Genomic DNA, 24,962 nt, shown 5'->3' with positions numbered 1-24,962 from the left:
CGGACGTCGTCAGGCGCGCTCAAGGCGGACCGCGCACACCTTGAACTCCGGCATCCGCGACACCGGGTCGAGCGCGGGGTGGGTCAGCACGTTGGCCCGCCCCTCGCCGGGCCAGTGGAACGGCATGAACACCGTGTCCGGCCTGATGCCCGGCGTGACCCGCGCCGGGACGGTGGCCCGGCCGCGGCGCGACACCACGGCGACCGGGTCCCCGTCGGCCACCCCGATCCGCGCGGCGAGCCGCGGGTGCAGCTCCACGAAAGGCCCCGGCGCCGCGGCGTTCAGCTCGGCCACGCGCCGCGTCTGCGCCCCCGACTGGTACTGGGCGAGCACCCGGCCCGTGGTGAGGATCACGGGGTACTCCGCGTCCGGCTCCTCGGCGGCGTCGCGGTGCGCCACCGCCACGAACCGGGCCCGCCCGTCCTCGGTGGCGAACCGCTCCAGGAACAGCCGGGGCGTCCCGGCCTCCGCAGCCCCGCCCGCGCCCGAAGCCTTGCCTGCGCCCGGCCCGTCCGGCCCACCTGGCCCGTCAGGGTCCTTCGGGCAGGGCCAGAACACCCCCTCGCCGTCGCCTTCCGCGAGGCGCGCGTACGTGATCCCCGCGTAGTCCGCGATCCCGCCCGCGCTGGCCCGGCGCAGTTCCTCGAAGACCTCCTCCGGCTCGGCCGGGAACCCCTTGCCGTGGCCGAGCCGGTCCGCGAGGCCGTGGAGCACGCCGAGGTCGCTCCGCACCCCGGCCGGGGGGTCCACCGCCTTGCGGCGCAGCAGCACCCGGCCCTCCAGGTTCGTCACCGTGCCCGTCTCCTCGGCCCACTGCGTCACCGGCAGGACCACGTCGGCGAGCGCGGCGGTCTCCGAGAGCACCACGTCCGCGACCGCCAGGAAGTCCAGGGACCTGATCCGCTCCTCCACGTGCGCCGCCCGGGGCGCCGACACCACCGGGTTGGAGCCCATGAGCAGCAGCGCCCGCACGTCCTGACCGAGTGCGTCGAGCAGCTCGTACGCCGAACGCCCGGGCCCCGGAAGGGAGTCCGGGTCCACGCCCCACACCGCCGCCACGTGCGCCCGCGCCGCCGGGTCGGTCAACTTGCGGTAGCCCGGCAGCTGGTCGGCCTTCTGGCCGTGCTCACGGCCGCCCTGTCCGTTGCCCTGCCCGGTGAGGCAGCCGTATCCGGACAGGGGCCGCCCCGGCCTGCCCGTCGCCAGGCACAGGTTGATCCAGGCGCCCACCGTGTCCGTGCCCTTCGACTGCTGCTCGGGGCCGCGCGCGGTCAGCACCATGGCGTGCTCGGCCGCACAGAACCGCCGTACGGTCTCCCGCAGTTGAGGCACCGGAACGCCCGTGATCCGCTCCACGTACTCCGGCCAGTGCGCCATCGCCGCCGCCCGCGCCTCGGCCCAGCCGCTGGTGCGCGCGGCGACGTACTCCTCGTCCACGTGCCCCTCGGCCACCACCAGGTGCAGCAGGCCGAGCGCGAGCGCCAGGTCCGTGCCGGGGCGCGGCGCCAGGTGCAGGTCGGCCTGCTCGGCGGTGCGGGTGCGGCGCGGGTCGACGACGACCAGCGTGCCGCCGTTGTCCCGCATCTCTGTCAGATAGCGAAGCGCGGGCGGCATCGTCTCCGCCAGGTTCGAGCCGACGAGGATCACGCAGCCGGTGCGGGCGACGTCCGCCAGCGGGAACGGCAGCCCCCGGTCCACCCCGAAGGCCCGCTGCCCCGCCGCCGCGGCGGACGACATGCAGAACCGCCCGTTGTAGTCGATCTGCGACGTCCCCAGCACCACCCGCGCGAACTTGCCGAGCGCGTACGCCTTCTCGTTCGTGAGCCCGCCGCCGCCGAACACCCCGCACGCGTCCGCGCCGTGCGCCGCGCGGGTGCGGGCGAGCCCCTCGGCCACGCGGTCCAGGGCCTCCTCCCAGGTGGCCGGTACGAGCCTGCCCGTGGCGTGAGATCGGACGAGGGGCTCGGTCAGGCGCACCCGGGAGGAGAGCACCTCGGGCGCCGTACGGCCCTTGCCGCACAGCGCGCCCCCGTTGACGGGGAAGGCGGGCCGCTCCACAACCTTCACGCCTTCGCCCTCGCGCGCAAGCCCCATGCCGCACTGGAGCGCGCAGTACGGGCAGTGGGTGGGCGTGACGGCGGGCGTGACGGCGCCTCGCGCGGCGGCCTCGGCGGGGTGGAAGGGCTGCATGCGCCCACCCTCCGACGCCTGTGTTTCCCCCTCGCCCCCGCCGGGTTACGCCCGCGGTACGCGGACCTCCGCGCCCGCCCCGGCCCCTTGTGAGGCCCCTGCCGCCGCTGCCGACGGACCGCCCAGGCCGACGCGGACCCCGCCGCCGTCCCGCCCCGGCCCCGTGAGGCGGACGAAACCAGCCGTGACCGCGCCGCAACGGCCAGGCAACGTGCCCACGCCACGCTCAACTCCATGACACCGCCCCCGCACCCCAGGCCCGGCGACCTGCACCCCGCCCCCACCCTGGTCGTCGTGGCGCACGGCAGCCGCGACCCCCGCGCCCGGGCCACGGTCACCGCGCTCCTCGACGCCGTCCGCGCCCTGCGCCCCGGCCTCGACGTCCGCCTCGGCCACATCGAGCTGAACGAACCCCTGCTCGACCACACCCTCCACGCCCTGAGCCACCGCGCCCGGCCCGCCGTGCTCGTGCCGCTGCTCCTCAGCCACGGCCACCACGCCAAGCGCGACATCCCCGCCACGGCCGCCGCGCACCCGGGTGCGGGCACGCGCGTCGCCGCCCCGCTCGGCCCGCACCCGCTGCTCACCGAGGTCCTGCACGCCCGCCTCACCGAAGCGGGCTGGCCCGCCGCCCCCGAAGGCCACGGCGTGGTCCTCGCCGCCGCGGGCTCCCGCGACCCCGCGTACGCCGCCGACACCCGCCGCGCCGCCGCCCTGCTCGCCCGCCGCCTCGGCGTCCCCGTCACACCCGGCTACGCCGCGCCCACCGCCGCGACACCCACCGGCGTGCCCGCCGCCGTGCGCGCCCTGACCGCCGCCGGGGTCCGCCGCGTCGCCGTCGCCTCCTACTTCACCGCGCCCGGCCGCTTCGCCACCGAGGCCGCCGCCGCCACGCCGTGGCTCGCCGCCGCCCCGCTCGGCGCGCACCCGGCCCTCGCCGCGCTCCTGCTGCACCGCTACGACCAGGCGCGTTCCACCGCCCCCGCCCCGGCGGACGCGCGCTGCCCGGCGCCCGCCTGACGGGGCCGCGGCGCGCCCCGGCGACACCTGCGTCTACTGTCGGGGCATGGCAGGCACCGCACCGCACGCGCAGACCGAGCACCCGGCGCACTCCTCCCCGTATGACGCCGCCGCCACCGAGCGCTTCGCCGCCGAGCCCGACAAACGGCCGGGGCGCACCGCCTTCCAGCGCGACCGCGCCCGCGTCCTGCACTCCGCCGCGCTGCGCCGCCTCGCGGGCAAGACCCAGGTCGTCACGCCCGGCACCCGGAGCCAGGCCTGGGACGCCAGCGCCCGCACCCGCCTCACCCACTCCCTGGAGTGCGCCCAGGTCGGCCGCGAGCTGGGCGCCGCCCTCGGCTGCGACCCGGACCTGGTGGAGACCGCCTGCCTCTCCCACGACCTCGGCCACCCGCCCTTCGGGCACAACGGCGAACAGGCCCTGAACGACCTCGCCCAGGACTGCGGCGGCTTCGAGGGCAACGCCCAGTCCCTGCGCCTGCTCACCCGCATCGAGCCCAAGCGCTTCGTGCCGGGCCCGGACACCGACGACCTGGTCAGCGTGGGCCTGAACCTCACCCGCGCCGCCCTTGACGCCGCCACCAAGTACCCCTGGCCACGCGGTGCCCACCCCACCGACCCGGACTCCGTGAAGTTCGGCGTCTACGAGGACGACCGGCCCGTCTTCGACTGGGTCCGCAAGGGCGCCCCCGGCCACCGCACCTGCTTCGAGGCACAGATCATGGACTGGTCGGACGACGTCGCGTACTCCGTGCACGACGTCGAGGACGGCCTGCACGCGGGCCACATCGACCCGAACGCGCTGCACGCCGAACCCGAGCGCCAGGACGTGTTCGCGGTCGCCATCGGCCGCTACGTCCCCGCCGACACCGACCCCGAGGAGCTGGCCGCGGCCCTCGACCGCCTCCAGGACCAGGAGTGGTGGCCGCACGGCTACGACGGTTCCGCCGTCGCCCAGGCCCGCCTGAAGGACGCCACCAGCCAGCTCATCGGCCGCTTCTGCCTCGCCGCCGAGGCCGCGACCCGCGCGCGGTACGGCACGGGCCCCCTCACGCGCTACGCCGCCGAGCTGGTCGTCCCGCGCGACGCGCGCCTGGAGTGCGCCGTCCTCAAGGCCGTCGCCGACCGCTACGTGATGCAGCGCCCCGCCCAGACCCGGCTCCGCGCCGACCAGCGCGTCTGCGTCGCCGAGCTGGCCGACGCGCTCACCGCGCGCGCCCCCGAGGGCCTCGACCCCCAGTTCCGCGCCCTGTACGACGCGGCGCCCGACGACCGCGCCGCCAAGCGCGTGGTCATCGACCAGATCGCGTCCCTCACGGACGCCGCCGCCCGTTCCCTGCACGCACGGCTCACCGCACCCCACCGGAATACGCACAGCGGTGAGTGACCATGTGAATGAGCACAGGATGTGACGGAAAGTGGCCGGATTGGGGTACAGCCCCTTCCGTCATCACGCTGCGTGCGGGACTCTCCCAGTGGACTCAAAGGTTTCGAGGAGGCATCAAGTGGTCGACGCGGATCAGACGTTCGTCATCGTCGGAGGAGGTCTCGCGGGTGCGAAAGCGGCGGAGACGCTCCGCGCCGAGGGCTTCACCGGCCGGGTGATCCTCATCGGGGACGAGCGCGACCACCCGTACGAACGCCCACCGCTCTCCAAGGGCTACCTCCTCGGCAAGGAGGACCGTGACAGCGTCTTCGTCCACGAGCCCGCGTGGTACGCGCAGGCGGACGTCGAGCTGCACCTCGGCCAGACCGTCGTCGCCATAGACCGCGCCGCGCACACCGTCCGGCTCGGCGACGGCACCGTCATCCGCTACGACAAGCTGCTCCTGGCCACCGGCGCCGAGCCCCGCCGCCTCGACGTGCCCGGCACCGGCCTCGCGGGCGTGCACCACCTGCGCCGCCTCGCCCACGCCGACCGCCTCCGCCACGTCCTGGCCGCGCTCGGCCGCGACAACGGCCACCTGGTGATCGCAGGCGCCGGCTGGATCGGCCTCGAAGTCGCCGCCGCGGCACGGGAGTACGGCGCGGAGGTCACGGTCGTCGAACCCGAGCCGACCCCGCTGCACTCCGTCCTCGGCCCCGAGGTCGGCCAGATGTTCGCCGACCTGCACGCCGAGCACGGCGTCCGCTTCCACTTCGGGGCCCGCCTCACCGAGATCACCGGGCAGGACGGCATGGTCCTCGCCGCCCGCACGGACGACGGCGAGGAGCACCCGGCGCACGACGTGCTCGCCGCGATCGGCGCCGCCCCGCGCACCGCCCTCGCGGAGTCCGCGGGCCTCGCCCTCGTCGACCGCGCGGACGGCGGCGGCATCGCCGTGGACATCAGCCTGCGCACCTCCGACCCGGACGTCTACGCCGCGGGGGACGTGGCCGCCGTGCGCCACCCGCTCTTCGACACCCGCCTGCGCGTGGAGCACTGGGCGAACGCCCTGAACGGCGGCCCGGCCGCCGCCCGCGCCATGCTCGGCAAGGACGTCACCTACGACCGCGTGCCGTACTTCTTCTCCGACCAGTACGACGTCGGCCTGGAGTACTCGGGCTGGGCGCCCCCGGGCACGTACGACCAGGTGGTGATCCGCGGCGACGCGGGCAAGCGCGAGTTCATCGCCTTCTGGCTGAGCGAGGGCCAGGTCCTCGCCGGGATGAACGTGAATGTGTGGGACGTCACGGAGACCATTCAAAAGCTCATCCGCGCGGGCGCCCGCCCCGACCCCGACGCCCTGGCGGACCCGTCCCGGCCGCTGCCGGAGCTGCTCGGCTGACCGCCGCCGGACGGGACGCGGGCCCGCGTCCCGTCCGGCACTCCGCTCGGGCGCGCACGCCGGGGGCCGTAGAATTCCCGCGTGGCTGGGCGGATCAATGACGAGGATGTGAAGGCGGTTCGGGACGCGGTCCCGATCGACGCCGTGGTGTCCGAGTACCTCCAGCTGCGCAACGCGGGCGGCGGGAACCTCAAGGGCCTGTGCCCCTTCCACGACGAGAAGTCCCCGTCGTTCCAGGTCAGCCCCAGCAAGGGCCTCTTCCACTGCTTCGGCTGCCAGGAGGGCGGCGACACCCTCACCTTCGTGATGAAGGTCGACCACCTGACCTTCTCCGAGGCCGTCGAGCGCCTCGCCGCCAAGGCGGGCATCACCCTGCGCTACGAGGAGGGCGGGTACAACCCCTCCCACCAGCGCGGCGAGCGCATCCGCCTGATCGAGGCGCACAAGGCGGCCGCCGACTTCTACGCCGCCCAGCTGGAGAGCGCCGAGGCCGAGATCGGCCGCAAGTTCCTCGCCGAGCGCGGCTTCGACCAGGCCGCCGCCGCACACTTCGGCGTCGGCTACAGCCCGGCCGGCTGGGACCACCTCACCCGCTTCCTGCGCGGCAAGGGCTTCACCGACAAGGAGCTGACCCTCTCCGGCCTCTCCCAGGAGGGCAGGCGCGGCCCCATCGACCGCTTCCGGGGCCGGCTCATGTGGCCGATCCGGGACATCGGAGGCGAGGTCGTCGGCTTCGGCGCCCGCAAGCTCCGCGACGACGACAACGGCCCGAAGTACCTGAACACGCCAGAGACCCCGATCTACAAGAAGTCCCAGGTCCTGTACGGCATCGACCTCGCCAAGAAAGAGATCGCCAAGTCCAGCAGGGCCGTCGTCGTCGAGGGCTACACCGACGTCATGGCCTGCCACCTCGCCGGGGTGCCCACGGCCATCGCGACCTGCGGCACCGCCTTCGGCGGCGACCACATCAAGATCCTCCGGCGCCTGCTGATGGACAACGGCTCGGCGCGCGTGATCTTCACGTTCGACGGCGACGCGGCGGGCCAGAAGGCGGCCCTGCGTGCCTTCGAGGACGACCAGAAGTTCGCCGCCGAGACGTACATCGCCATCGCGCCCGACGGCATGGACCCCTGCGACCTGCGCCTGGCCAAGGGCGACTCCGCGGTCACCGACCTGGTCGAACCCCGCACCCCGCTCTTCGAGTTCGCGCTCCGCCAGATCGTCGCGCGCTACGACCTGGAGACCCCGGCGGGCCGCGCCGCCGCCCTCGACGAGGCCGCGCCCGTCGTCGCCCGCATCAAGAACAGCGGCGCGCAGCACGAGGTCGCCGTGCAGCTCGCGGGCATGCTCGGCATCCTCGACACGCAGTTCGTCGTCAAGCGGGTCGCGCAGCTCGCCCGCTGGGCACGGGACCGCGGCGGCAAGGGCCCGGCCCCGCAGCGCGGCCCCCAGGGGGTCGCCCAGGCCGCGCCCGCGCTCCCCTCCGGGCCCGCGCTGAACCTCCGCAACCCCGTCTACGCCACCGAGCGCGAGCTGCTCAAGCTCGCCCTCCAGCGCCCGGAACTGGTCTCCCCGGCCTTCGACGCGTACGGCGTGGACGAGTTCACGGCCCCGCCCTACGCGGCCGTGCGCCAGGCGATCCTGGAGGCCGGGGGCGCCGAGTTCGGCACCCAGGACCCGCAGGAGTACCTCGTACGCGTCCGGGACGCCGCGCCCGACGACGCGGTCCGCGCCATGGTCACCGAGCTGGCCGTGGAGGCGATCATGCGGCGCACGGTCGACGAGGCGTACGCGGGGGAGCAGCTGGTCACCGTGCGGCTGCGGGCCGTCGACCGCCGCATCCGCGACGTCCAGGGCACCTTCACCCGCCTCGGCGGCGGCCACGGCGACCCCCAGCAACTCACCGCCGTGCAGAACGAGTTGTGGGTCCTCCAGCAGTACGCCCGCGCACTGCGCGAACGGGGCGCGGCGGCCCTCTGACACTCGGGGGCCTGGAGCGGCCCGCGAGGGGTAACCGGGTGGTTACGGACCGGACTCAAAAAGTCACCGCACGCCCCTCGTGGCGGCCGTGTGTCGTACTCCACACTGGGGTGCGGTGCCTGAGTCCTCGGAGCGCGGCCGGACCGCAGACAGCGGAGGCGAGTCCGACACTTCCGCGGTTCCACACATCGTGTTCGGGACGGACAGCGGCGAGGCCGTCAATGCCGGTCCCGTTGTACCGCTGCCACACGCCTCAGCAGCGATCACCCTGGAGGTCGCCCCCGTGCAGACCCAGACCCTCACCCAGACCGACACCGCGCCGGGCGCGGACGTGGAGGCGGAAGCCGACGTCATCACGACCGTGCCGCAGCAGGGCCGTGGCACCCGGCACCCGGAGCTGGCGCCGGACGACCGCCTGGCAGGCCCCTCCGCGCCCGGGGCCGAGCCCGCCGAACCCCCTGAGGCCGCCGAGGCCGCCGAGCCCCCTGAGACCGCTGAGACCACCGAGACCACCGAGACCACCGAGATCGCGGTCGAGGCGATCGAGGTGCCGACCCCGCGCGGCCGGGCCGACACCGGCGGGCCCTCCTCCGACCTGTTCCGCCAGTACCTGCGCGAGATCGGCCGCATACCGCTGCTCACCGCCGCCGAGGAGGTCGAACTCGCGCGCGCCGTCGAGGCCGGGCTCTTCGCCGAGGAGAAGCTGGCCCACGCCCCCGACCCGGACTCCCAGCTGGCCCTCGACCTGGACAAGCTGGTCGTCATGGGCCGCATGGCCAAGCGCCGCCTCATCGAGGCGAACCTCCGCCTCGTGGTGTCCGTGGCGAAGCGGTACGTGGGGCGCGGCCTGACGATGCTCGACCTCGTCCAGGAGGGCAACCTGGGCCTCATCCGGGCGGTCGAGAAATTCGACTACGCGCGCGGCTACAAGTTCTCCACGTACGCGACCTGGTGGATCCGCCAGGCCATGTCCCGGGCGCTCGCCGACCAGGCCCGCACCATCCGCGTGCCGGTGCACGTCGTCGAGCTGATCAACCGGGTGGTGCGGGTGCAGCGCCGCATGCTCCAGGAGCGCGGGTACGAGCCGACGCCCGAGGAGGTCGCCGCCCACCTCGACCTGCCGCACGAGCGTGTCAGCGAGGTGCTGCGCCTGGCGCAGGAGCCGGTGTCGCTGCACGCGCCCGTGGGCGAGGAGGACGACGTGGCGCTCGGCGACCTCATCGAGGACGGCGACGCGGCGAGCCCGGTGGAGTCGGCCGCCTTCCTGCTCCTGCGCGAGCACCTGGAGGCCGTGCTCTCCACGCTCGGCGAGCGCGAGCGCAAGGTCGTCCAGCTGCGCTACGGCCTCGCGGACGGCAGGCCCCGCACCCTGGAGGAGATCGGCCGGATCTTCGGCGTGACGCGCGAACGCATCCGCCAGATCGAGTCCAAGACCCTCAACAAGCTGCGGGACCACGCCTTCGCGGACCAGCTGCGCGGCTATCTGGACTGAGGTCAGCCGACCTCCGCCACCGCCTGGGCGAACTGCGCCGCGTACAGGCGGGAATACGCCCCGCCCACGGCGAGCAGCGCGTCGTGCGTGCCCTGCTCCACGATCGCCCCGTCCTCCATCACCAGGATGGTGTCGGCGTCGCGGATGGTGGACAGGCGGTGCGCGATCACGAACGACGTGCGCCCGTGCGCGAGCCGCGCCATGGCCTTCTGGATGAGGACCTCGGTGCGGGTGTCGACCGAGCTGGTCGCCTCGTCGAGGACGAGGATCACCGGGTCGGACAGGAACGCCCGCGCGATGGTGATGAGCTGCTTCTCGCCCGCGCTGACGCCCGTGCCCTCGTCGTCGATGACGGTGTCGTACCCGTCGGGAAGGGTGCGGATGAACCGGTCGGCGTGCGCGGCCCGCGCGGCCTCCTCGATCTGCTCGCGCGTGACCTCCCCGGAGGCGCCGTACGCGATGTTGGCCGCGATGGTGCCGCCGAACAGCCAGGTGTCCTGGAGCACCATGCCGATGGAGCCGCGCAGCTCGTCCCGCGTCATCCTCGTGACGTCCGTGCCGTCCAGCGCGATGCGGCCGCCCGTGACCTCGTAGAACCGCATGAGCAGGTTCACCAGCGTGGTCTTGCCCGCGCCGGTGGGGCCGACGATGGCGACGGTGTGGCCCGGCTTCACGACGAGCGACAGGTCCTCGATGAGCGGCTTGTCCTCGGCGTACCGGAACGACACGTGCTCCATCTCCACGCGGCCGCGCAGCTCGGCGGGGCGCTCGCCGGGGACGGGGTCGGGCTCCTGCTCCTCGGCGTCGAGCAGCTCGAAGATCCGCTCGGCCGACGCGACGCCGGACTGCACGAGGTTCGCCATCGACGCGACCTGCGTGAGGGGCATCGAGAACTGCCGCGAGTACTGGATGAAGGCCTGGACGTCACCGATCGACAGCGCCCCGGAGGCCACCCGCAGCCCGCCGACCACGGCCACCAGGACGTAGTTGACGTTCGACATGAAGAACAGCAGCGGCTGCATGAGCCCGCTGTTGAACTGCGCCTTGTACGACGCCTCGTACAGCGCGTCGTTGTGCGTGGCGAACGCCTTCGCGGACTCCTCCTGGCGGCCGAACACCTTCACCAGGGCGTGCCCGGTGTACATCTCCTCCACGTGCGCGTTCAGCTGGCCGGTGGACTTCCACTGCTGCACGAACTGCGGCTGCGAGCGCTTGCCGACCTTCGTCGCCACGACGAACGACAGCGGCACCGTCACCAGGGCGACGAGCGCGAGCAGCGGCGAGATCCAGAACATCATCACCAGGACGCCGACGATCGTCAGGAGCGAGCTGATGAGCTGGCCCATCGTCTGCTGGAGCGTCTGGTTGATGTTGTCGATGTCGTTCGTGGCCCGGCTGAGCACCTCACCGCGCTGCCGCTTGTCGAAGTACGACAGCGGCAGGCGCGACATCTTCGCCTGGACGTCGCCCCGCAGCCGGAACACGGTGCGGTTGATGGCGCGGTTCGACAGGCGCGTGCCCACGGTCATCATCAGGCCCGCCGCCGCGAACACGGCCGTGGCGAGCAGCAGCACCTCGCCGACCGCGCCGAAGTCGATGCCCTGGCCCGGCGTGAAGTCGAGTCCGGTGAGCATGTCGGCCATGCCGCCCTCGCCGTGCGCGCGCAGCCGCTCGATCGCCTCGCCCTTGGTCTCGCCCTCGGGCATGGTCCGCCCGACGATGCCCGCGAACACCAGGTCGGTGGCGTGCCCGAGGATCTTCGGGCCGAGCACGGACATGGCGACGCTCAGGATCACCGCGCCGAGCATCCCGTACATCGTGACCCGCTCCGGCCGGAACTGCGCGAGCAGCCGCTTGCCGGAGCCCTTGAAGTCCATGGACCGGGAGTCGGGTCCCATCATGGGTCCACCCATGCCACCAGGGGGCATTACGCGGCCTCCGCTTCCGTCAGCTGGGAGAGGACGATCTCCCGGTACGTCTCGTTGTCAGCCATCAGCTCGTGGTGGCGCCCGGTGCCCACGACGCGGCCCTCGTCCAGGACGACGATCCGGTCGGCGTCGCGGATCGTCGACACGCGCTGGGCGACGATCACGACCGTGGCCTCGCGGGTCTCGTGCGCGAGCGCGGACCGCAGCGCCGCGTCGGTGGCGTAGTCCAGGGCGGAGAAGGAGTCGTCGAACAGGTAGATGTCCGGGCGCTGCACCAGCGTGCGCGCGATCGAGAGCCGCTGCCGCTGCCCGCCGGACACGTTCGTGCCGCCCTGCGCGACAGGCGCGTCGAGCCCTTCCTCCAGGGACTCCACGAAGCCCTTGGCCTGCGCCACCTCCAGGGCGTGCCACAGCTCCTCGTCGGTGGCGTCCGGGTTGCCGTACCGCAGGTTGCTGGCGACGGTGCCCGCGAACAGATACGGCTTCTGCGGTACGAGGCCCACGGTCCGCGCGAGCAGCGCGGGCTCCACGGCGCTCACCGCGACGCCGTTGACCAGCACCTCGCCCTCGGTGACGTCCATCAGCCGCGGTACGAGGCTCAGGAGCGTCGACTTGCCGCTGCCCGTGGAGCCGATCACGGCGGTCGTCTCGCCGGGCCGCGCGGTCAGGTCGATGGCCTTCAGCACCGGCTCCTCGGCGCCCGGGTAGCGGAACCCGGCGCCGCGCAGCTCCAGGTGGCCGTGGCCGCGCAGCTCGCGGACGGGCTCGGCCGGCGGCACGACACTGGTCCCGGTGTCCAGGACCTCCTGGATGCGCTCGGCGCACACCTCGGCCCGCGGGATCATCATGAACATGAACGTGGCCATCATCACGGCCATGACGATCTGGAGCAGATACGCCAGGAACGCGGTGAGCGCGCCGATCTCCATGGCACCGCTGTCGATGCGGTGCGCGCCGAACCAGACGACGGCGATCGACGACAGGTTCACCACCGTCATGACCACCGGGAACATCAGCGCGAGCAGCTTGCCGCTGGCGAGCGAGACGTCGGTCAGGTCGCTGTTGGCGCCCCGGAAGCGCTCCTTCTCGTAGCCGTCGCGGACGAAGGCGCGGATCACGCGGTTGCCGGTGATCTGCTCGCGCAGCACGCGGTTCACCGTGTCGAGCCGCACCTGCATGGTGCGGAACAGCGGACGCAGCCGGCGCACGATCAGGCTGACGCTGATGCCGAGCACCGGCACCACGGCGAGCAGCACGCCGGACAGCGGCACGTCCTGGCCGAGCGCCATGACGATGCCGCCGACGCACATGATCGGCGCCGACACCATCAGCGTGAACGCCATCAGGACCAGCGTCTGCACCTGCTGCACGTCGTTGGTCGTCCGCGTGATCAGGGTGGGCGCGCCGAACTGGCCCATCTCGCGCGCGGAGAACGACTGCACGCGGTCGAAGACGGCGGCCCGCATGTCACGGCCCAGCTCGGCGGAGGTGCGCGCGCCGTAGAGGACCGCACCGATGTTGCACACCATCTGGACCACGGTGACGGCCAGCATGACGGCGCCGAACGACAGGATGTAGCCGGTGTCCCCCTTCACGACACCGTTGTCGATGATGTCGGCGTTCAGGGTGGGCAGGTAGAGAGAGGCGCAGGTCTGCAGGAACTGCAGGAGCACCAGCAGGGCGATGGGCTTTTTGTACGGTCCCAGATGGGTCCGCAGAAGTCGTATGAGCACGCTCGTCTCTCGGCAGGTTCTCGGCGGGTTCTCGGCGGGTTCTCGGCAGTTGGGGCGGCGCAGTCGGGGCGGCGGGCGAGAGCCGCCCACCATCCTGCGTCACCGACCCCGGGCACGTGCAACCGATTAACCCATGACCGGGTCAAAAATCAGCCCTGGTCAAGTTCTGGGCACACTGAATGCTTTGCTTTCCTCACGGAACGTGGCGGAATGGCATATTCCGGGCGGGGGGTTGGGGTCGGGCGGGTGTCTGGGTCGGGGCGGGGGTTCGGTGCTCGGGGCCGGGGCCGGGGCCGGGGCCGGGGGCGCGGGGCCCGGCGGAGGTGGAGCCCCGCCCTGAGCCGGGCTCGGGGGCTGCGGGGCCGGAGCGGGGGCGGGGGCTTGTGGCGCGGGGGCGCGGGGGTCGGATCTCCGACGCGGGGTCGCGGGGTCGCCGGGGCCCCGGGGCTGCGGGGCCCCGGGGCGCGGATCCTCAGCGTGGGGCCGTGGGGCCGTGGGGCCGTGGGGCCGTGGGGCCGTGGGGCCGTGGGGCCGTGGGGTCGTGGGGTCGTGGGGCCGTGAGCCCCTGAGTCCGTGAGCCTGTGAGGTCGTGAAGCCGTGGGGTCGTGAGGTCGCGGGGCGTGGGGCCGGGGGGCGCGAGGTCGCGGGGCGTGGGGCCGGGGGGGCGCGGGGAAGGTGTGGGGCGCGTGCCTCGGGCGGTCAGGGCGTGAACGCGCCCGGGTGCGCCTGCTCGCGCACCGCTACGTACTGCTGGCGCACCGCCTGCCCCACCGCCAGCTCATCGCCCGGCTCGAAGACCTGTGTGACCGCGCCCTGCCACTGCGGCAGCTGCCCGGTCAGCGCCCAAGTCGCCTGGCGCGCGGCGCCGATCGCGGCGTAGTCGGCGGGCTGGACCACCACGACCTGCGTGCCGAAGAGCATCGGCGCGGCGACCCGCACGGCCGGCAGATCGGCGGCCGACCCGAGCAGGAACACCCGCCGCACCTCAACGCCCCGCGCCCGCAGCACGTCGAGCGCGTCGCCGAGCCCGCAGAGCATGCCCTCGAAGGCCGCCCGCGCCAGGTGCTCGGGCTTCATGGACTCCCGCCGCAGCCCGGTGAGGGTGCCCGCCGCGTGCGGCAGGCTCGGCGTCTTCTCGCCCTCCAGATAGGGCAGGAGGACGAGCCCGTGGGCGCCGGGGGTCGACTTGAGCGCCAGGTCGGAGAGTGTCTCCAGGTCCGGCACGCCCAGCATCTCGGCGGTGCCCCGCAGCGCGCGTACCGCGTTCGACGTGTGGACGACGGGCAGGTGCATGCCAGTGGCGTCGGCGAGCGAGGTGATCGTGCCGGTCGGGTCGACCAGGGCCTCGTGGTGGACGGCCATCACGGAGCCGGAGGCGCCGAGCGACACCACCGCGTCACCCCGCATCACGCCGAGCCCGAACGCCGCCGCCATGGTCGCGCCCGTGCCCGCCGATATCAGCAGCCCCTCGGGCGTCGTCCCCGCGGCGTCCGCGGGCCCGATGACCTCGGGCAGCATCGCCTGGTGCCCGAGTGCCAGCTCCACCAGGTCGGGCCGGTACCCGCCGGTCGCCGCCGACCAGTAGCCGGTGCCGGACGCGCCGCCCCGGTCCGTCGTGCGCCGCGCGGGCCGTCCCAGGAGCTGCCACACCAGCCAGTCGGGGGCCTGCATGAGCAGGCTCGTACGGAGCGCAGCCTCCGGCTCGTGCTTGGCCAGCCAGCGCAGCTTCGCCACCGGCTGCGCGGCCTGCGGGACGGAGCCCACGGCCTGCGCCCAGGCCTGGCGGCTGCCGAGCCCGTCGACGAGGTCGGCGGCGGCGACCTGGGCGCGCGGGTTGTTGCCGACGAGCGCGGGCCGCACCGTCGCGCCCTGCGCGTCGAGGGGCACGAGGGCGTGTTCCTGCGCGCACACGCCGATCGCCTGGACGCCTTCGAGGAGCCCGCCGCCCGCCGCCTCGCCGAGGGAGAGCAGCCAGGCCTGCGGATCGACGTCGCTGGGCCGCGCGCCCTCGGGGCCCTCCAGCGGATGCGGGGCGTACCCCTGCCTGAGTACGGCGCCCGTGTCGGTGTCACAGACCACGATGCGTGTGAAATCGGGCGAACTGTCCAACCCCGCGACTATCCCCATGCCAAGGATTCTGCCGCACCCGGGGGGATGCCCCGCACATACGTCCGGGAAGTGCGCCGGGAGGGGCCCCGGGCACGCGTCCGCCCCGGGCGGAAGCTCCGACCCGGGGCGGCACACCGTACGAACCGCACGAAGGGACCCTTCGGGCGCCTAAGTGCTGCCAGGTGTGGCTAGGTGTTGCTGGTCCCCCAGTCGTCCTCGACGTCCCCCTGCCCGCGCTCGCGCAGCGACCGCACGCGCTCGGCCACGGACTCGGGCATGCGGTCGCCGACCTTCTCCGAGACCGTGTGGAACGCCTTGCCCGCGACCTCGCGCCCCTGGAGGGCGGCGGACTCGACGGTGTTGCGCACGGCGGGGTTCTGAGAGACCTCGCGGAAGGATTTCTTCAGCTGCTCGTAACGCTCGCGCCCGGCGCGCGTCCCGAGTACGTACCCCAGAGCCAGACCTGCCACGAACGTGAGCCGGTAGCGCATGACGGCCACCCTTCCCTTGCCTCGACTGCCTGCGTCGGTCGCCTGGGGATACCGATTGGCGGAGCACCCCCCTGCTTGCGCTAATGTATGTGTCGCAGCGAGCGCACGCCGCCCGGGAATCCCCAGGTAAGTGACATTGTTGCAGTGACTCCGTCACCAGGAGTCATTCCCCTGTAGCTCAATTGGCAGAGCAGCCGGCTGTTAACCGGCAGGTTACTGGTTCGAGTCCAGTCGGGGGAGCGCGGTCTCCTGTAGCTCAATTGGCAGAGCAGCCGGCTGTTAACCGGCAGGTTACTGGTTCGAGTCCAGTCGGGAGAGCTGTACGACGAGGACCCCTGAGGCACCACCACGGCGCCCAGGGGTCTTCGCGCGCGCCGGAGCCGCCCCCCGACCCGGCCTCGACGCCCCCTCCACGAAGCCCTTCGCGCCCGCGCGCACGAACTCGTTCCGCCCCTGGTGGAACCACACGGGCCGCAGCGGGGTCCTCATGGTCGTGCGATGCCGACCAGCCGGAGCAGGAGATCGTATGAGCGGCTATGCTGCGGCAGACGGCGCGCACAAATGTGCGCGACGCGCCGTTAGGGGCGGTAGCTCAGCCGGTTAGAGCAGCGGACTCATAATCCGTCGGCCGTGGGTTCGAGTCCCACCCGCCCCACTGCACGGCGCAGGTGCAGAAACGTGACACCTGCCCCTGAGCAAGGCCCCCGCACAACGGCCCCACCGGCCTCGACCCGGCTGGGGCCGCTGTCGTCTGGGGGCCGGGCTCGCGACGCGAGGGCCGCAGCCGGGAGGGCTTCCCCGCACGCGCGGGCCCCGCCCGACGTAAGCGAGCCAAGGCCGGCCCCGCCCTGGACCACCCCGCACGCGCGGGGACCACCCAAAAGCCTATGCGGGACGGGTCTTCAGCCAGGGGCCGCCCCCGCACGCGCGGGGACCACACCTGATCCTCCCCGGCGCATTCGCCCGCACCCGGACCACCCCCGCACGCGCGGGGACCACCCGCCCTCTCCACCGAGTACGTGAAGATCACTGGGACCACCCCCGCACGCGCGGGGACCACAGGCCGTGACCTGCGGCTCTACGTGGCCAGCAGTGGCTTTCCCCTTACTTTTTGAGATACCGGCATTCCACCTGGACATGCGCAAACCCCTGCCATATGCCGCAAACCCTCCAATCGCGGAAGCCTGGCGACGAACTCATGCTGATTCACGTCTGTAAGAGACGCGACGGCGTGAGCCTTGGTTGGCCGTCATCGAGGGAACTGGGTGCATCCCTGCGCCGTGGGTGGCTCTCCGCCGGTGTGAGGGTTCGCCGCTCCCGCGGCTTCTCCGGTCTGCCTGCGCTGCGGATCTGAGCCCTTGGTCAATGATCGAGTGGTCAGGGGTGTGGGCGTCTGGTGCGGAGTGTTGCGTGTGCGGTCTGCGGGCGCCCCTTCGGTGGGCGCGTCGTATCTGCCTCGTATGTGACGGGCTGCGGTGGAGATGTTGGCGACGTACATTGATTACGTACATCACGGACTCATGGGGAGGCTGGTATGTCCGTCACTCAGATCGATCTCGATGATGAGGCGCTGGCCGAGGCGATGCGGCTCATGGGTGCCACAACGAAGAAGGAGACCGTCAACGCGGCTCTGCGGGACTATGTGGCGCGGATCAAGCGGCTGGAGGCTGCGGAGAAGCTGGCCGAGCGGGGCGAGCGGGGCGAGTTCGAGGCCGCGGCTGCGGCGCACACGGCTGCCAAGCGCGCCCGGCGGGCAGCCTTCGAGTGATCACGTACCTTCTCGACACTTCCGCCCTGTGGCACCTCTTCCGTACGGCGGGGGCGTTGCGGCCCTGGGAGGGGCACATCGCCGCTGGCGTGTTCCATATCTGTGAGCCCACGCGGGCGGAGTTCCTCTACTCGGCCACAAGCCCGGCCCACCGGGACGATCTGGCCGACGAGCTGGATGCCTTCTGCCGGTTCTCGCCGGTGCCCAAGAACGCGTGGCGCTGGGTCGATACGGCGCAGTACAAGCTCACCCAGCGAGGGCAGCATCGTGCCGCCGGTGCCATCGATCTCCTGGTGTGCGCGACAGCGGTCCATCATGGCCACACCGTGCTCCACGTGGACAATGACTTCGCCACGGTGGCGGCGGTGCTCAAAGACGTGCAGGAACGGGACGTACGCGCCTGACTGTGCAGGACATCTGATCGCGGTCGAGCGTGTCGATAGGAACCCACTGAGCGAGCGGTAGCTGGTGGCCCCAGGTGGCTGATCGCCTCCCTGATGAAGTCGGCCGAGCCAGTCGTCACTCGCGTCTTTGACCAGGCTGACGCCCGCGCCGCCGGTCGTCACAGCGCGTCCATCGCGCTCGTGGACGGGGCGCAGCGCCAACTCGACCTGTTCTCGCGGGACTTACTTCCTGGGTCTTTGAGGCGGCTTAGCGCAACCCGCACCGTGTCGGCCCGCTCAGCGAGAGAAGCCTGGCTGCGGCAGAGAGGGGGACCAGGGCCCCGAGTGGTGGCTAGCCCGTTCTCGTCGTGACTCATGCGCAGGTAACTGCCGCAGCCAGGCGCCCCGCGGGCACGGCCTTCGCCTCCAGGTTGTCGTATCTCCCAGTCGTCACAAAGAGGTCTGGCCGGCGATGTGTGGCCAGCTGTGATGATGGGCGTCTGCCTGATCAACAGTGTGAGCGCCTGCGACGATGTGAGCATGCCGACGCCTGGAACGCCTCTCCCGGCTGTGCTCGTCCCCGACTGCACCGAACTGGACGCTCACCCCGCGGCCTACAGAAGCGCCAAGGGCAATGGCGATCTTTGTCTGCGTTGCTCGCCAGGGCCGACGTTGGAAGGTGGAGCTTGATGCCATGGCTGGCAGCGGGCCCACCATCCCAGACGAAGCAGTGACAGTCCTTCGGCCCGCGGCTGAAGCATTGGTACTCACTGACGCAGTGACGCAGGTCAACTTCGGGCCTGACTACATTTCCCTGTGGGCGATCAAGAGCGAGGAAAGGGCGCGCGAGATCGCGGCTGCGTTCCATGCCGCTCTGCACGGCTTCCGGCAGCTCTACATGCTGTTCCGAGCCAGCGAAAAGGGACCTAGCCTCCGACACGGTGCTGTCCCCTGCCCTCTGGCCAGGGAGCCACCCCCGCACGCGCGGGGACCACAAAAATGGCTTTGGCAGAACGCCCTTGCTCCTGCGGGACCACCCCCGCACGCGCGGGGACCACATGTTGTCCGCGGCCTTCTTCACCGACTCCGCGGGACCACCCCCGCACGCGCGGGGACCACCGGGGCCGCTTCGTCATGCCCGGGGACAGCTCGGGGCCACCCCCGCACGCGCGGGGACCACCGGCTGCGGGACCGGTCGCTGCACACCATGCGGGGGCCACCCCCGCACGCGCGGGGACCACACGCGTCGGCGAACGACTACCAGCACGCCCTCGGGGCCACCCCCGCACGCGCGGGGACCACGACTCGATCAGCGCGTCGATCAACGCCGCATCGGGACCACCCCCGCACGCGCGGGGACCACGCGCACGGCACTGGGCGACTTGAGGTAGAGCAGGGACCGCCCCCGCACGCGCGGGGACCACCCGTCTTCCGAGTCGCCCCGCTGGAGGCCACCGGGGACCACCCCCGCACGCGCGGGGACCACGAAACCCTGGCCCGCATCAACGCCGGCGAATTGGGACCACCCCCGCACGCGCGGGGACCACCCGCCTCCAGCTCCCCTTCCGGGTCCGTGGCAGGGACCACCCCCGCACGCGCGGGGACCACTCCCGACGGGCGACCCGGTCCGTCAGCTCGGTGGGACCACCCCCGCACGCGCGGGGACCACGAGGCCGCTGAACAGGGAAGGAGCCCCGGATCGGGACCACCCCCGCACGCGCGGGGACCACATGCCGCAAGATCGTGATTCTCAGGCACGACTGGGACCACCCCCGCACGCGCGGGGACCACTGCACCCCCTACAGCTATGGAGTGCGGAAGACGGGACCACCCCCGCACGCGCGGGGACCACACGGCGTGACCTGCGGCTCTACTAGGGCCGCAGTAGGTTTTCGCTTACTTCTTGGGATACCGGCATTCCCCTCACAGGCGGGTAAACAGCGGTCATACGTCGCAAAAGCCCTCCCTACTTGCATCACCCCGGCGACGAACTCCCCCTGGAGCCAAGCCCGTAGAGGCCCATCGGCGAGAGCCCTGGTCGGGGGGCGACCGGCACGGCTGGGGGCACTGCTGCCCCCGTGCCGCAGATGGTGCGCTCCTGTTGCCACCATGCCGTACTTGGCGCCACCGCGTCAGGCGGATCACGGCGGGAGCGCCGGCAGGAGGCCTGCGCGTCCGGGTGGCAGGCGGTGTCCGGGAGGTGTGGTGGCGGTCGCGCGCGGCGAAGGGCCTGGCTTTGCGGACCTTTGCCCCACCCGTTTTGGGACCAATGGCCCCCTGTCATCCCTGAAAGCGCCGATACCTTTGCCCCTTCTTGACACTTTCTTTAACCGGGAGGGGACCCGTGTCAGAGAGTCCGCCGAGGCGTTCGTTCCGGAGGGTGGCGGTGCTGAGCACCTGTCTCGCGCTGTCCGGGCTGCTCACCTTCGAGGCCGTCGCAGCCGGAGCAGCCGGAGCCGTCGGAGCAGCCGGAGCCCCCGCCGCCCCCCGGGCCGGCAAGGCCGACAGCGGCGCGCCCGCCGGTACGCCGAAGCCCGCGACCGATGCCTCAGGCGCCGTGCTGAAGGCGCGCCTCGACGGCAAGCGCGTCGAGGTGGTCGGCGGGCGCACCGAGACCCGAACCCTGTGGGCGAATCCGGACGGGACCCTGACGGAGGATCAGTAGGCCGGACCGGTGCGATTCCGTGCGGAGGACGGCTCCTGGAGAAGCGTCGACATCAACCTCGCCGAGCGAGCGGACGGCAGTGTCGCCGCCAAGGCCCATCCGCTGGGCCTCACTCTCGCGGGCCCCGCCCCCGAGCGCGCCGACGCGGCGGCCACCCGTCGGCTTCGAGCCGATGAGCCGGTGCCCGCAGCCACTCCCTTGGTGGCCCTGAAGTCCCCGGAGGGGCAGCGTGTCGAACTCGGCTGGCGGGGAGCCCTGCCCGCGCCCCGGATCGACGGCACCAAGGCGACCTATCGCGAAGCCCTGCCCCACGCCGATCTCGTCGTGGACGCCACTCGTACGGGCTTCGAGCAGTTCCTGTCCCTCAAGTCCCGCGCGGCCGTCGACGAGGCGGGCACCCTGCGCATGACCCTCACCGCGAAGGGGCTGACCGCCAAGGCGTCCCCGGGCGGCGGCGTGGCCTTCACCGACACCGAGACGGGGAAGACGGCGGGGACGCTGCCCGCCCCCGTCATGTGGGACGCCCGCGTCGACGCGCGCTCCGGCGAGCACCCGCACCGCGCGCCGGTCGAGATGGCCTTCGCCCAGCGCGGCGACATGATCGACCTGACGCTCACTCCGGACGCGAAGTTCCTCGCCGACTCCGGTACGCGGTTCCCGGTCACCGTCGACCCGTCCGTGAACCTGCTGTCCACCTTCACCACGTTCGTACAGGAGGGCTGGACCACCGACCAGTCCACCGCCAAGGAGCTGAAGCTGGGCAACAACGGGCCGGGGCAGGTCGCCCGCTCCTTCCTGAAGTTCGACAACCGGCCGGTGAAGCACGCCGAGATCAAGTCGGCGACGCTCAAGCTCTGGAATCACCACGCGTGGTCATGCCAGGCCCGCGCCGGGGAAGTATGGGACACCAACTCGGCCAGCACCGCGACCCGTTGGGGCAGCCAGCCCAAGTGGAACCGCAAGTGGGCGACCTCCACACAGACCAAGGGCTTCGGCAGCGGCTGCGAAGACGGCTGGGTGAGCGCCGACATCACGAGCCTGGCGCGGGCGTGGGCCACCAACCCGTACAACGAGAACGTCCTGGGCATCCGGGCCGCCGACGAGCAGGACCCGTACGCCTGGAAACGCTTCAACTCCCGCAACGCCGCCGACGGCGTGCCCGTCGTCTCGGTGACCTACAACCGCCTGCCCGCCGCGCCGAGTGCCGTGAAGATCGACCCCTCGGCGTCCAACACCTTCAACAAGCGGACGTACGCCACCTCCCCCACTCCCACCTTCTCCGCGAAGGCCTCCGACCCGGACGGCGGCACCGTCAAGGCACAGTTCGAGGTGACCGCCGACCCGGGCCCCGGTGACGCGGGCTCCTACTCCTGGACCGGCACCAGTACGGGCGTCGCGTCAGGCGCCGTCGCCAAGGTGGCGCTCCCCGCCGACAAGAAGCTCGGCTCCTTCGCGTACCGCGTCCGAGTCCGCGCCCACGACGGATCCGCCTACGGCCCGTGGAGCGAGTACGCGCCCTTCAGGGTGAACGCGCTCAAGCCCGTACGCCCCACGATCAGTTGCGACGGATATCCGCAGGACGAGTGGACCGACAAGAACGGCGAGCTGAGCTGCACCTTCACCACCACCTCCGGCGACGACCCGGCGGGCACCGGCGGCAAGCCGCAGACCGTGAGGCTCAAGGCCGCCAAGGGCAGGCACACCCTGCACGCCCGCACCGTCGACTCGGCCGGGCTGCTCTCGGGCACGAGCACGTTCCAGTTCGGCGTCGGCCCCGAGCCCGCCGCGCTGGTCGTCCCGGACGTACCCACCACGCTCCAGGAAGGCGCGACCGACACCCCGACCCCGCTGCTCTCCGGTGTCGTCACCTCCGCCGACCGGACGCGGGTGAGCGGCGAGTTCGCGCTCTACGGCGCCTCCGGCACGGCACTGTCCGGCGTCGTCCTGCCGCCCTCCACCGAGGAGAGCGGCAGCCGTGTGGCCACGGTGATCCCCGAGGACACGCTCGTCCCCGGCACCAAGTACCAGTGGGCCATGCGCGCCTGCGGTGAGACCGCGTGCTCCCCGTGGACCCCCAAGCGCACGTTCACTGCGAAGGCACCGAAGGCCGACCCGGCCCCGGACACCCGTACGGTGGAGATCGCGGCGCTGACGGACGCCACCGCCCCGGTCGGCGCCGAGGACTGCGCGGGCAAGGACTGTGCCGCCGTGCGTGACGAGACGCTGCGCGTGGGCACGCCCGGCGGTGTCTCCTGGCGCTCCTGGCTCAAGGCCGACCTCGCCGCCGTCCCCGCCGGAGCGCGGATCACCGACGCCCGTCTGAAGCTGCACCGCGCGGACTGCTCCGCCGACGACGACTGCGCCGAGCCCGCCGGGACCCTGAGGGACCTCGCCGAGGCGTGGGACCCCGAACAGAGCGGCCAAGCCCTGGCCGCCGTGAGCGACGAGGCGTTCGAGACGGAGGAGGGACTGCCGCTCGCCCTCGGCGACCTGAACATCGGCCCGCTGGTGGAGGGCTGGCTGGAGACGGGCGAGAACCACGGCCTGAGCCTCCAACTCGGCGACGAGAAGGGCGCCGCCCCGGGCGTGGTCCACCACTCCTCGCGCGCCGCCGACCCGGCGGAGCGCCCGAAGCTCGTCATCTCCTACATCCCCGCGGCCGCGCCCGGCGTCCCCCAGGACGTCAAGGCCGTCCCGGCCGACGGCGGACTCCTCGCCACCTGGAACGCCCCGCGGGACTCGGGCTCGGCGACCGACGCCCTGAAGTACACCGTGGTCCTGCGCGAAGGAAAGGACGAGATCGCCCGCCAGACGGTGGAGGACACCCGCGCTGTCTTCTCCGGCCTCGCCAACGGAGCCGCCCACACGGTCACGGTCACAGCGACCACTGAGTTCGGCACGTCGAAGACGGCCGCATCCCAGACCGCGAAGCCGGTGGCCGTCACCTCTCAGGACCGCTACGTCCAAGCCGTACGGGACTACTTCGCGGCCCGCGCCGCGCTCCTCAAAGGCACGCACTCCACCGCGGAGAGGGCCGCGGCCGCGTCCCCGTACGGGGCGATGTTCCGGGACCTCCTCGCCGACCAGGAGCCCGAGCTGACCCGGGCCCGCGAGGCCCACGCCCGCCACGCCCGCCACTTCTCAGAGGTCAAGGCCACCCTCGACGACCTGCTCACAGGACCGGGCCCGGACGGCACGGTCGTGGTGCGCGGCCGGGGCACCGAGCGGACCGTCCTCACCCACAAGGACGGCACGCAGGAGCCCGAGGAGGGCGAGGGCCCCGGCCGGTTCGTCTTCACCGACGGCGTCCTGCGCATGGAAGCCGACGACGCCGCCGTCGAGGTCACGATGCCCACCGACCAGGCCGCCGTCCAGGCCGCCACGGTCGCGCCGCCCGCCGAGGACAGCCTGGCGGAGGTCGCGCCTCCCGAGGACGAGGCGCTCCCCACCGGGCTTGACGAGGACGGCATGCTCGCCGACGACCCGGCCGCGTCCGGGCCGCCCCTCGTGTACGCCGTGCCGAACCACAGCGGCACCGCCTCCTGGGCCAAGCGCAACGTCAACATCGGTTGGGACCACGGCAACGACTGCGCCAACTTCGTCTCCAAGGCCCTGCACCACGGCGGCAAGATGAAGATCCGCAAGGGACCGCGCAGGAACCTGTCGAGCTGGTACCGCGGGAAGATCTTCTGGAAGCGGGTCGACAGCTTCACGTGGGCCGCCGCGGCCAACCTCCGCAAGCACCTGAAGAACCACCGGGGCGGCCGCGAGATCTCCCGCTACGACGCGCGGCCGGGCGACGTGATCTTCGCGTTCTACCGGAAGGACCGGCGGTGGAACCACGCCGGCGTCGTCACCGGCGGCAAGCGTGGCAACCTGAACATCACCCAGCACGGCAGCAAGAACCACACCACCCTCAACCAGTGGCTCAAGCCCGAGAAGATCACCGGAGTCAGCATCATCAGGCCGGGGAGGCGCAAGTGAGGGCAGCACGTGTCGCGGGCTCGCTGGCCGCGGCGGCGCTGCTCCTGAGCGCCTGCACCGCGGCGGACCACACCCCTCCGTACGTCAAGGACGGCACGGCCGACCTCGACCTGTCCGTGACGGGGCAGCCGGTCCCCAAGACGCTGGCCCTCGTCGAGAAGGCCCTCGTCCGCATCCAGCGACACGACGCCGACGGCCTCGCGGAACTGTCGTACGACGGCGAGCACGCCACGGAGACGGACGGCGCATGGGTGGCGAAGTGGGGTGACGCCGCGCGGAAGCCCATGGTCGCGAACTTCCTCGTCAGCCCGCAGAAGTACGTGGACGTGAAGATCCGCTTCAAGGGGGTGAAGGGAGCCCTGTCCCTCACCCTGCAAGAGGACACGGGTGACTGGACGTACGGGATCGTGACGCGGGAGGGCTTCTACGAGGACGACTGATCCGCCCGGCG

General features: G+C 72.4%; 15 protein-coding genes, 3 tRNA genes and 1 CRISPR repeat array. Of the genes, 13 read left to right on the top strand and 5 right to left on the bottom strand.

Annotated elements, in window-relative coordinates; translation table 11 throughout:
- Positions 1-9: 9 nt before the first annotated feature.
- Positions 10-2,190, bottom strand: coding sequence for a molybdopterin oxidoreductase family protein (locus AC07GB_RS10210; protein WP_478843519.1), 2,181 nt, complete (start codon positions 2,188-2,190; stop codon positions 10-12).
- A gap of 234 nt (positions 2,191-2,424) precedes the next feature.
- On the opposite strand from AC07GB_RS10210, the gene AC07GB_RS10205 reads away from it, so the two are divergent.
- From AC07GB_RS10205 to AC07GB_RS10185, 5 genes are all read left to right on the top strand, one after another.
- The gene (locus AC07GB_RS10205) at positions 2,425-3,210 is read left to right on the top strand and encodes a sirohydrochlorin chelatase (RefSeq protein ID WP_478843517.1); all 786 of its coding nucleotides are present in this window, start codon (positions 2,425-2,427) and stop codon (positions 3,208-3,210) included.
- A gap of 46 nt (positions 3,211-3,256) precedes the next feature.
- Entirely contained in the window at positions 3,257-4,597 is a 1,341-nt protein-coding gene (locus AC07GB_RS10200) for a deoxyguanosinetriphosphate triphosphohydrolase (protein WP_478843515.1), read from the top strand.
- A 118-nt stretch (positions 4,598-4,715) separates the two neighbouring features.
- Positions 4,716-5,978: an NAD(P)/FAD-dependent oxidoreductase gene (locus AC07GB_RS10195; protein WP_478843513.1), complete on the top strand. Its 1,263-nt coding sequence runs from the start codon at positions 4,716-4,718 to the stop codon at positions 5,976-5,978.
- Between the two features lie 81 nt (positions 5,979-6,059).
- Positions 6,060-7,958 carry a DNA primase gene (gene dnaG / locus AC07GB_RS10190; RefSeq protein ID WP_478843511.1) on the top strand — a complete coding sequence of 633 codons (1,899 nt, stop codon included), beginning with the start codon at positions 6,060-6,062 and terminating at the stop codon, positions 7,956-7,958.
- Positions 7,959-8,073: 115 nt separating this feature from the next.
- A complete protein-coding gene (locus tag AC07GB_RS10185; protein ID WP_478843509.1) occupies positions 8,074-9,450 on the top strand; it encodes an RNA polymerase sigma factor in 1,377 nt (458 codons plus the stop codon).
- 2 nt (positions 9,451-9,452) lie between these two features.
- Here the strand turns inward: AC07GB_RS10185 and AC07GB_RS10180 are convergent, their stop codons facing one another.
- The 4 genes from AC07GB_RS10180 to AC07GB_RS10165 all read right to left on the bottom strand — a co-directional run bounded on the left by AC07GB_RS10180 (position 9,453) and on the right by AC07GB_RS10165 (position 15,711).
- Positions 9,453-11,351, bottom strand: coding sequence for an ABC transporter ATP-binding protein (locus AC07GB_RS10180; RefSeq protein WP_478843507.1), 1,899 nt, complete (start codon positions 11,349-11,351; stop codon positions 9,453-9,455).
- Positions 11,352-11,377: 26 nt separating this feature from the next.
- A complete protein-coding gene (locus tag AC07GB_RS10175) occupies positions 11,378-13,111 on the bottom strand; it encodes an ABC transporter ATP-binding protein (protein ID WP_478843505.1) in 1,734 nt (577 codons plus the stop codon).
- A 699-nt stretch (positions 13,112-13,810) separates the two neighbouring features.
- Complete coding sequence (locus AC07GB_RS10170) at positions 13,811-15,238, bottom strand: FGGY family carbohydrate kinase (protein WP_478843503.1); 1,428 nt, start codon at positions 15,236-15,238, stop codon at positions 13,811-13,813.
- A 170-nt stretch (positions 15,239-15,408) separates the two neighbouring features.
- On the bottom strand, positions 15,409-15,711 hold the full coding sequence (locus AC07GB_RS10165) for a YtxH domain-containing protein (protein WP_478843501.1): 303 nt from the start codon (positions 15,709-15,711) through the stop codon (positions 15,409-15,411).
- Positions 15,712-15,878: 167 nt separating this feature from the next.
- Here AC07GB_RS10165 and AC07GB_RS10160 point away from each other — a divergent pair.
- The 8 genes from AC07GB_RS10160 to AC07GB_RS10125 all read left to right on the top strand — a co-directional run bounded on the left by AC07GB_RS10160 (position 15,879) and on the right by AC07GB_RS10125 (position 24,951).
- Positions 15,879-15,951: transfer RNA gene (locus tag AC07GB_RS10160), tRNA-Asn, on the top strand.
- A 5-nt stretch (positions 15,952-15,956) separates the two neighbouring features.
- A tRNA-Asn gene (locus AC07GB_RS10155) sits at positions 15,957-16,029 on the top strand.
- Between the two features lie 263 nt (positions 16,030-16,292).
- Positions 16,293-16,366 (top strand) — tRNA-Ile (locus tag AC07GB_RS10150).
- An 879-nt stretch (positions 16,367-17,245) separates the two neighbouring features.
- Positions 17,246-17,479: a type II toxin-antitoxin system VapB family antitoxin gene (locus AC07GB_RS10145; RefSeq protein WP_478843499.1), complete on the top strand. Its 234-nt coding sequence runs from the start codon at positions 17,246-17,248 to the stop codon at positions 17,477-17,479.
- Entirely contained in the window at positions 17,476-17,883 is a 408-nt protein-coding gene (locus tag AC07GB_RS10140; RefSeq protein ID WP_478843497.1) for a PIN domain-containing protein, read from the top strand. Before AC07GB_RS10145 ends, AC07GB_RS10140 begins: the two co-directional genes overlap by 4 nt.
- Before the next feature lie 945 nt (positions 17,884-18,828).
- Positions 18,829-19,714: a CRISPR direct-repeat array (repeat unit 29 nt; unit sequence GGGACCACCCCCGCACGCGCGGGGACCAC).
- Between the two features lie 534 nt (positions 19,715-20,248).
- Positions 20,249-20,527: a hypothetical protein gene (locus tag AC07GB_RS10135; protein ID WP_478843496.1), complete on the top strand. Its 279-nt coding sequence runs from the start codon at positions 20,249-20,251 to the stop codon at positions 20,525-20,527.
- A 9-nt stretch (positions 20,528-20,536) separates the two neighbouring features.
- On the top strand, positions 20,537-24,511 hold the full coding sequence (locus AC07GB_RS10130; RefSeq protein WP_478843494.1) for a DNRLRE domain-containing protein: 3,975 nt from the start codon (positions 20,537-20,539) through the stop codon (positions 24,509-24,511).
- Positions 24,508-24,951, top strand: coding sequence for a hypothetical protein (locus AC07GB_RS10125; protein ID WP_478843492.1), 444 nt, complete (start codon positions 24,508-24,510; stop codon positions 24,949-24,951). The genes AC07GB_RS10130 and AC07GB_RS10125 overlap by 4 nt, the downstream gene beginning before the upstream one ends.
- Positions 24,952-24,962: the final 11 nt, after the last annotated feature.

It is taken from the genome of Streptomyces sp. NPDC045778, from assembly GCF_056431945.1.
This window is presented reverse-complemented; position numbering and strand designations above follow the sequence as displayed.

Excerpts from the sequence above, each read along its gene's own strand:
- AC07GB_RS10210 (WP_478843519.1), bottom strand. The coding sequence starts at position 2,190 with ATGCAGCCCTTCCACCCCGCCGAGGCCGCCGCGCGAGGCGCCGTCACG.
- AC07GB_RS10205 (WP_478843517.1), top strand. The coding sequence starts at position 2,425 with ATGACACCGCCCCCGCACCCCAGGCCCGGCGACCTGCACCCCGCCCCC.
- AC07GB_RS10200 (WP_478843515.1), top strand. The coding sequence starts at position 3,257 with ATGGCAGGCACCGCACCGCACGCGCAGACCGAGCACCCGGCGCACTCC.
- AC07GB_RS10180 (WP_478843507.1), bottom strand. The coding sequence starts at position 11,351 with ATGATGGGACCCGACTCCCGGTCCATGGACTTCAAGGGCTCCGGCAAG.
- AC07GB_RS10170 (WP_478843503.1), bottom strand. The coding sequence starts at position 15,238 with ATGGGGATAGTCGCGGGGTTGGACAGTTCGCCCGATTTCACACGCATC.
- AC07GB_RS10165 (WP_478843501.1), bottom strand. The coding sequence starts at position 15,711 with ATGCGCTACCGGCTCACGTTCGTGGCAGGTCTGGCTCTGGGGTACGTA.
- AC07GB_RS10145 (WP_478843499.1), top strand. The coding sequence starts at position 17,246 with ATGTCCGTCACTCAGATCGATCTCGATGATGAGGCGCTGGCCGAGGCG.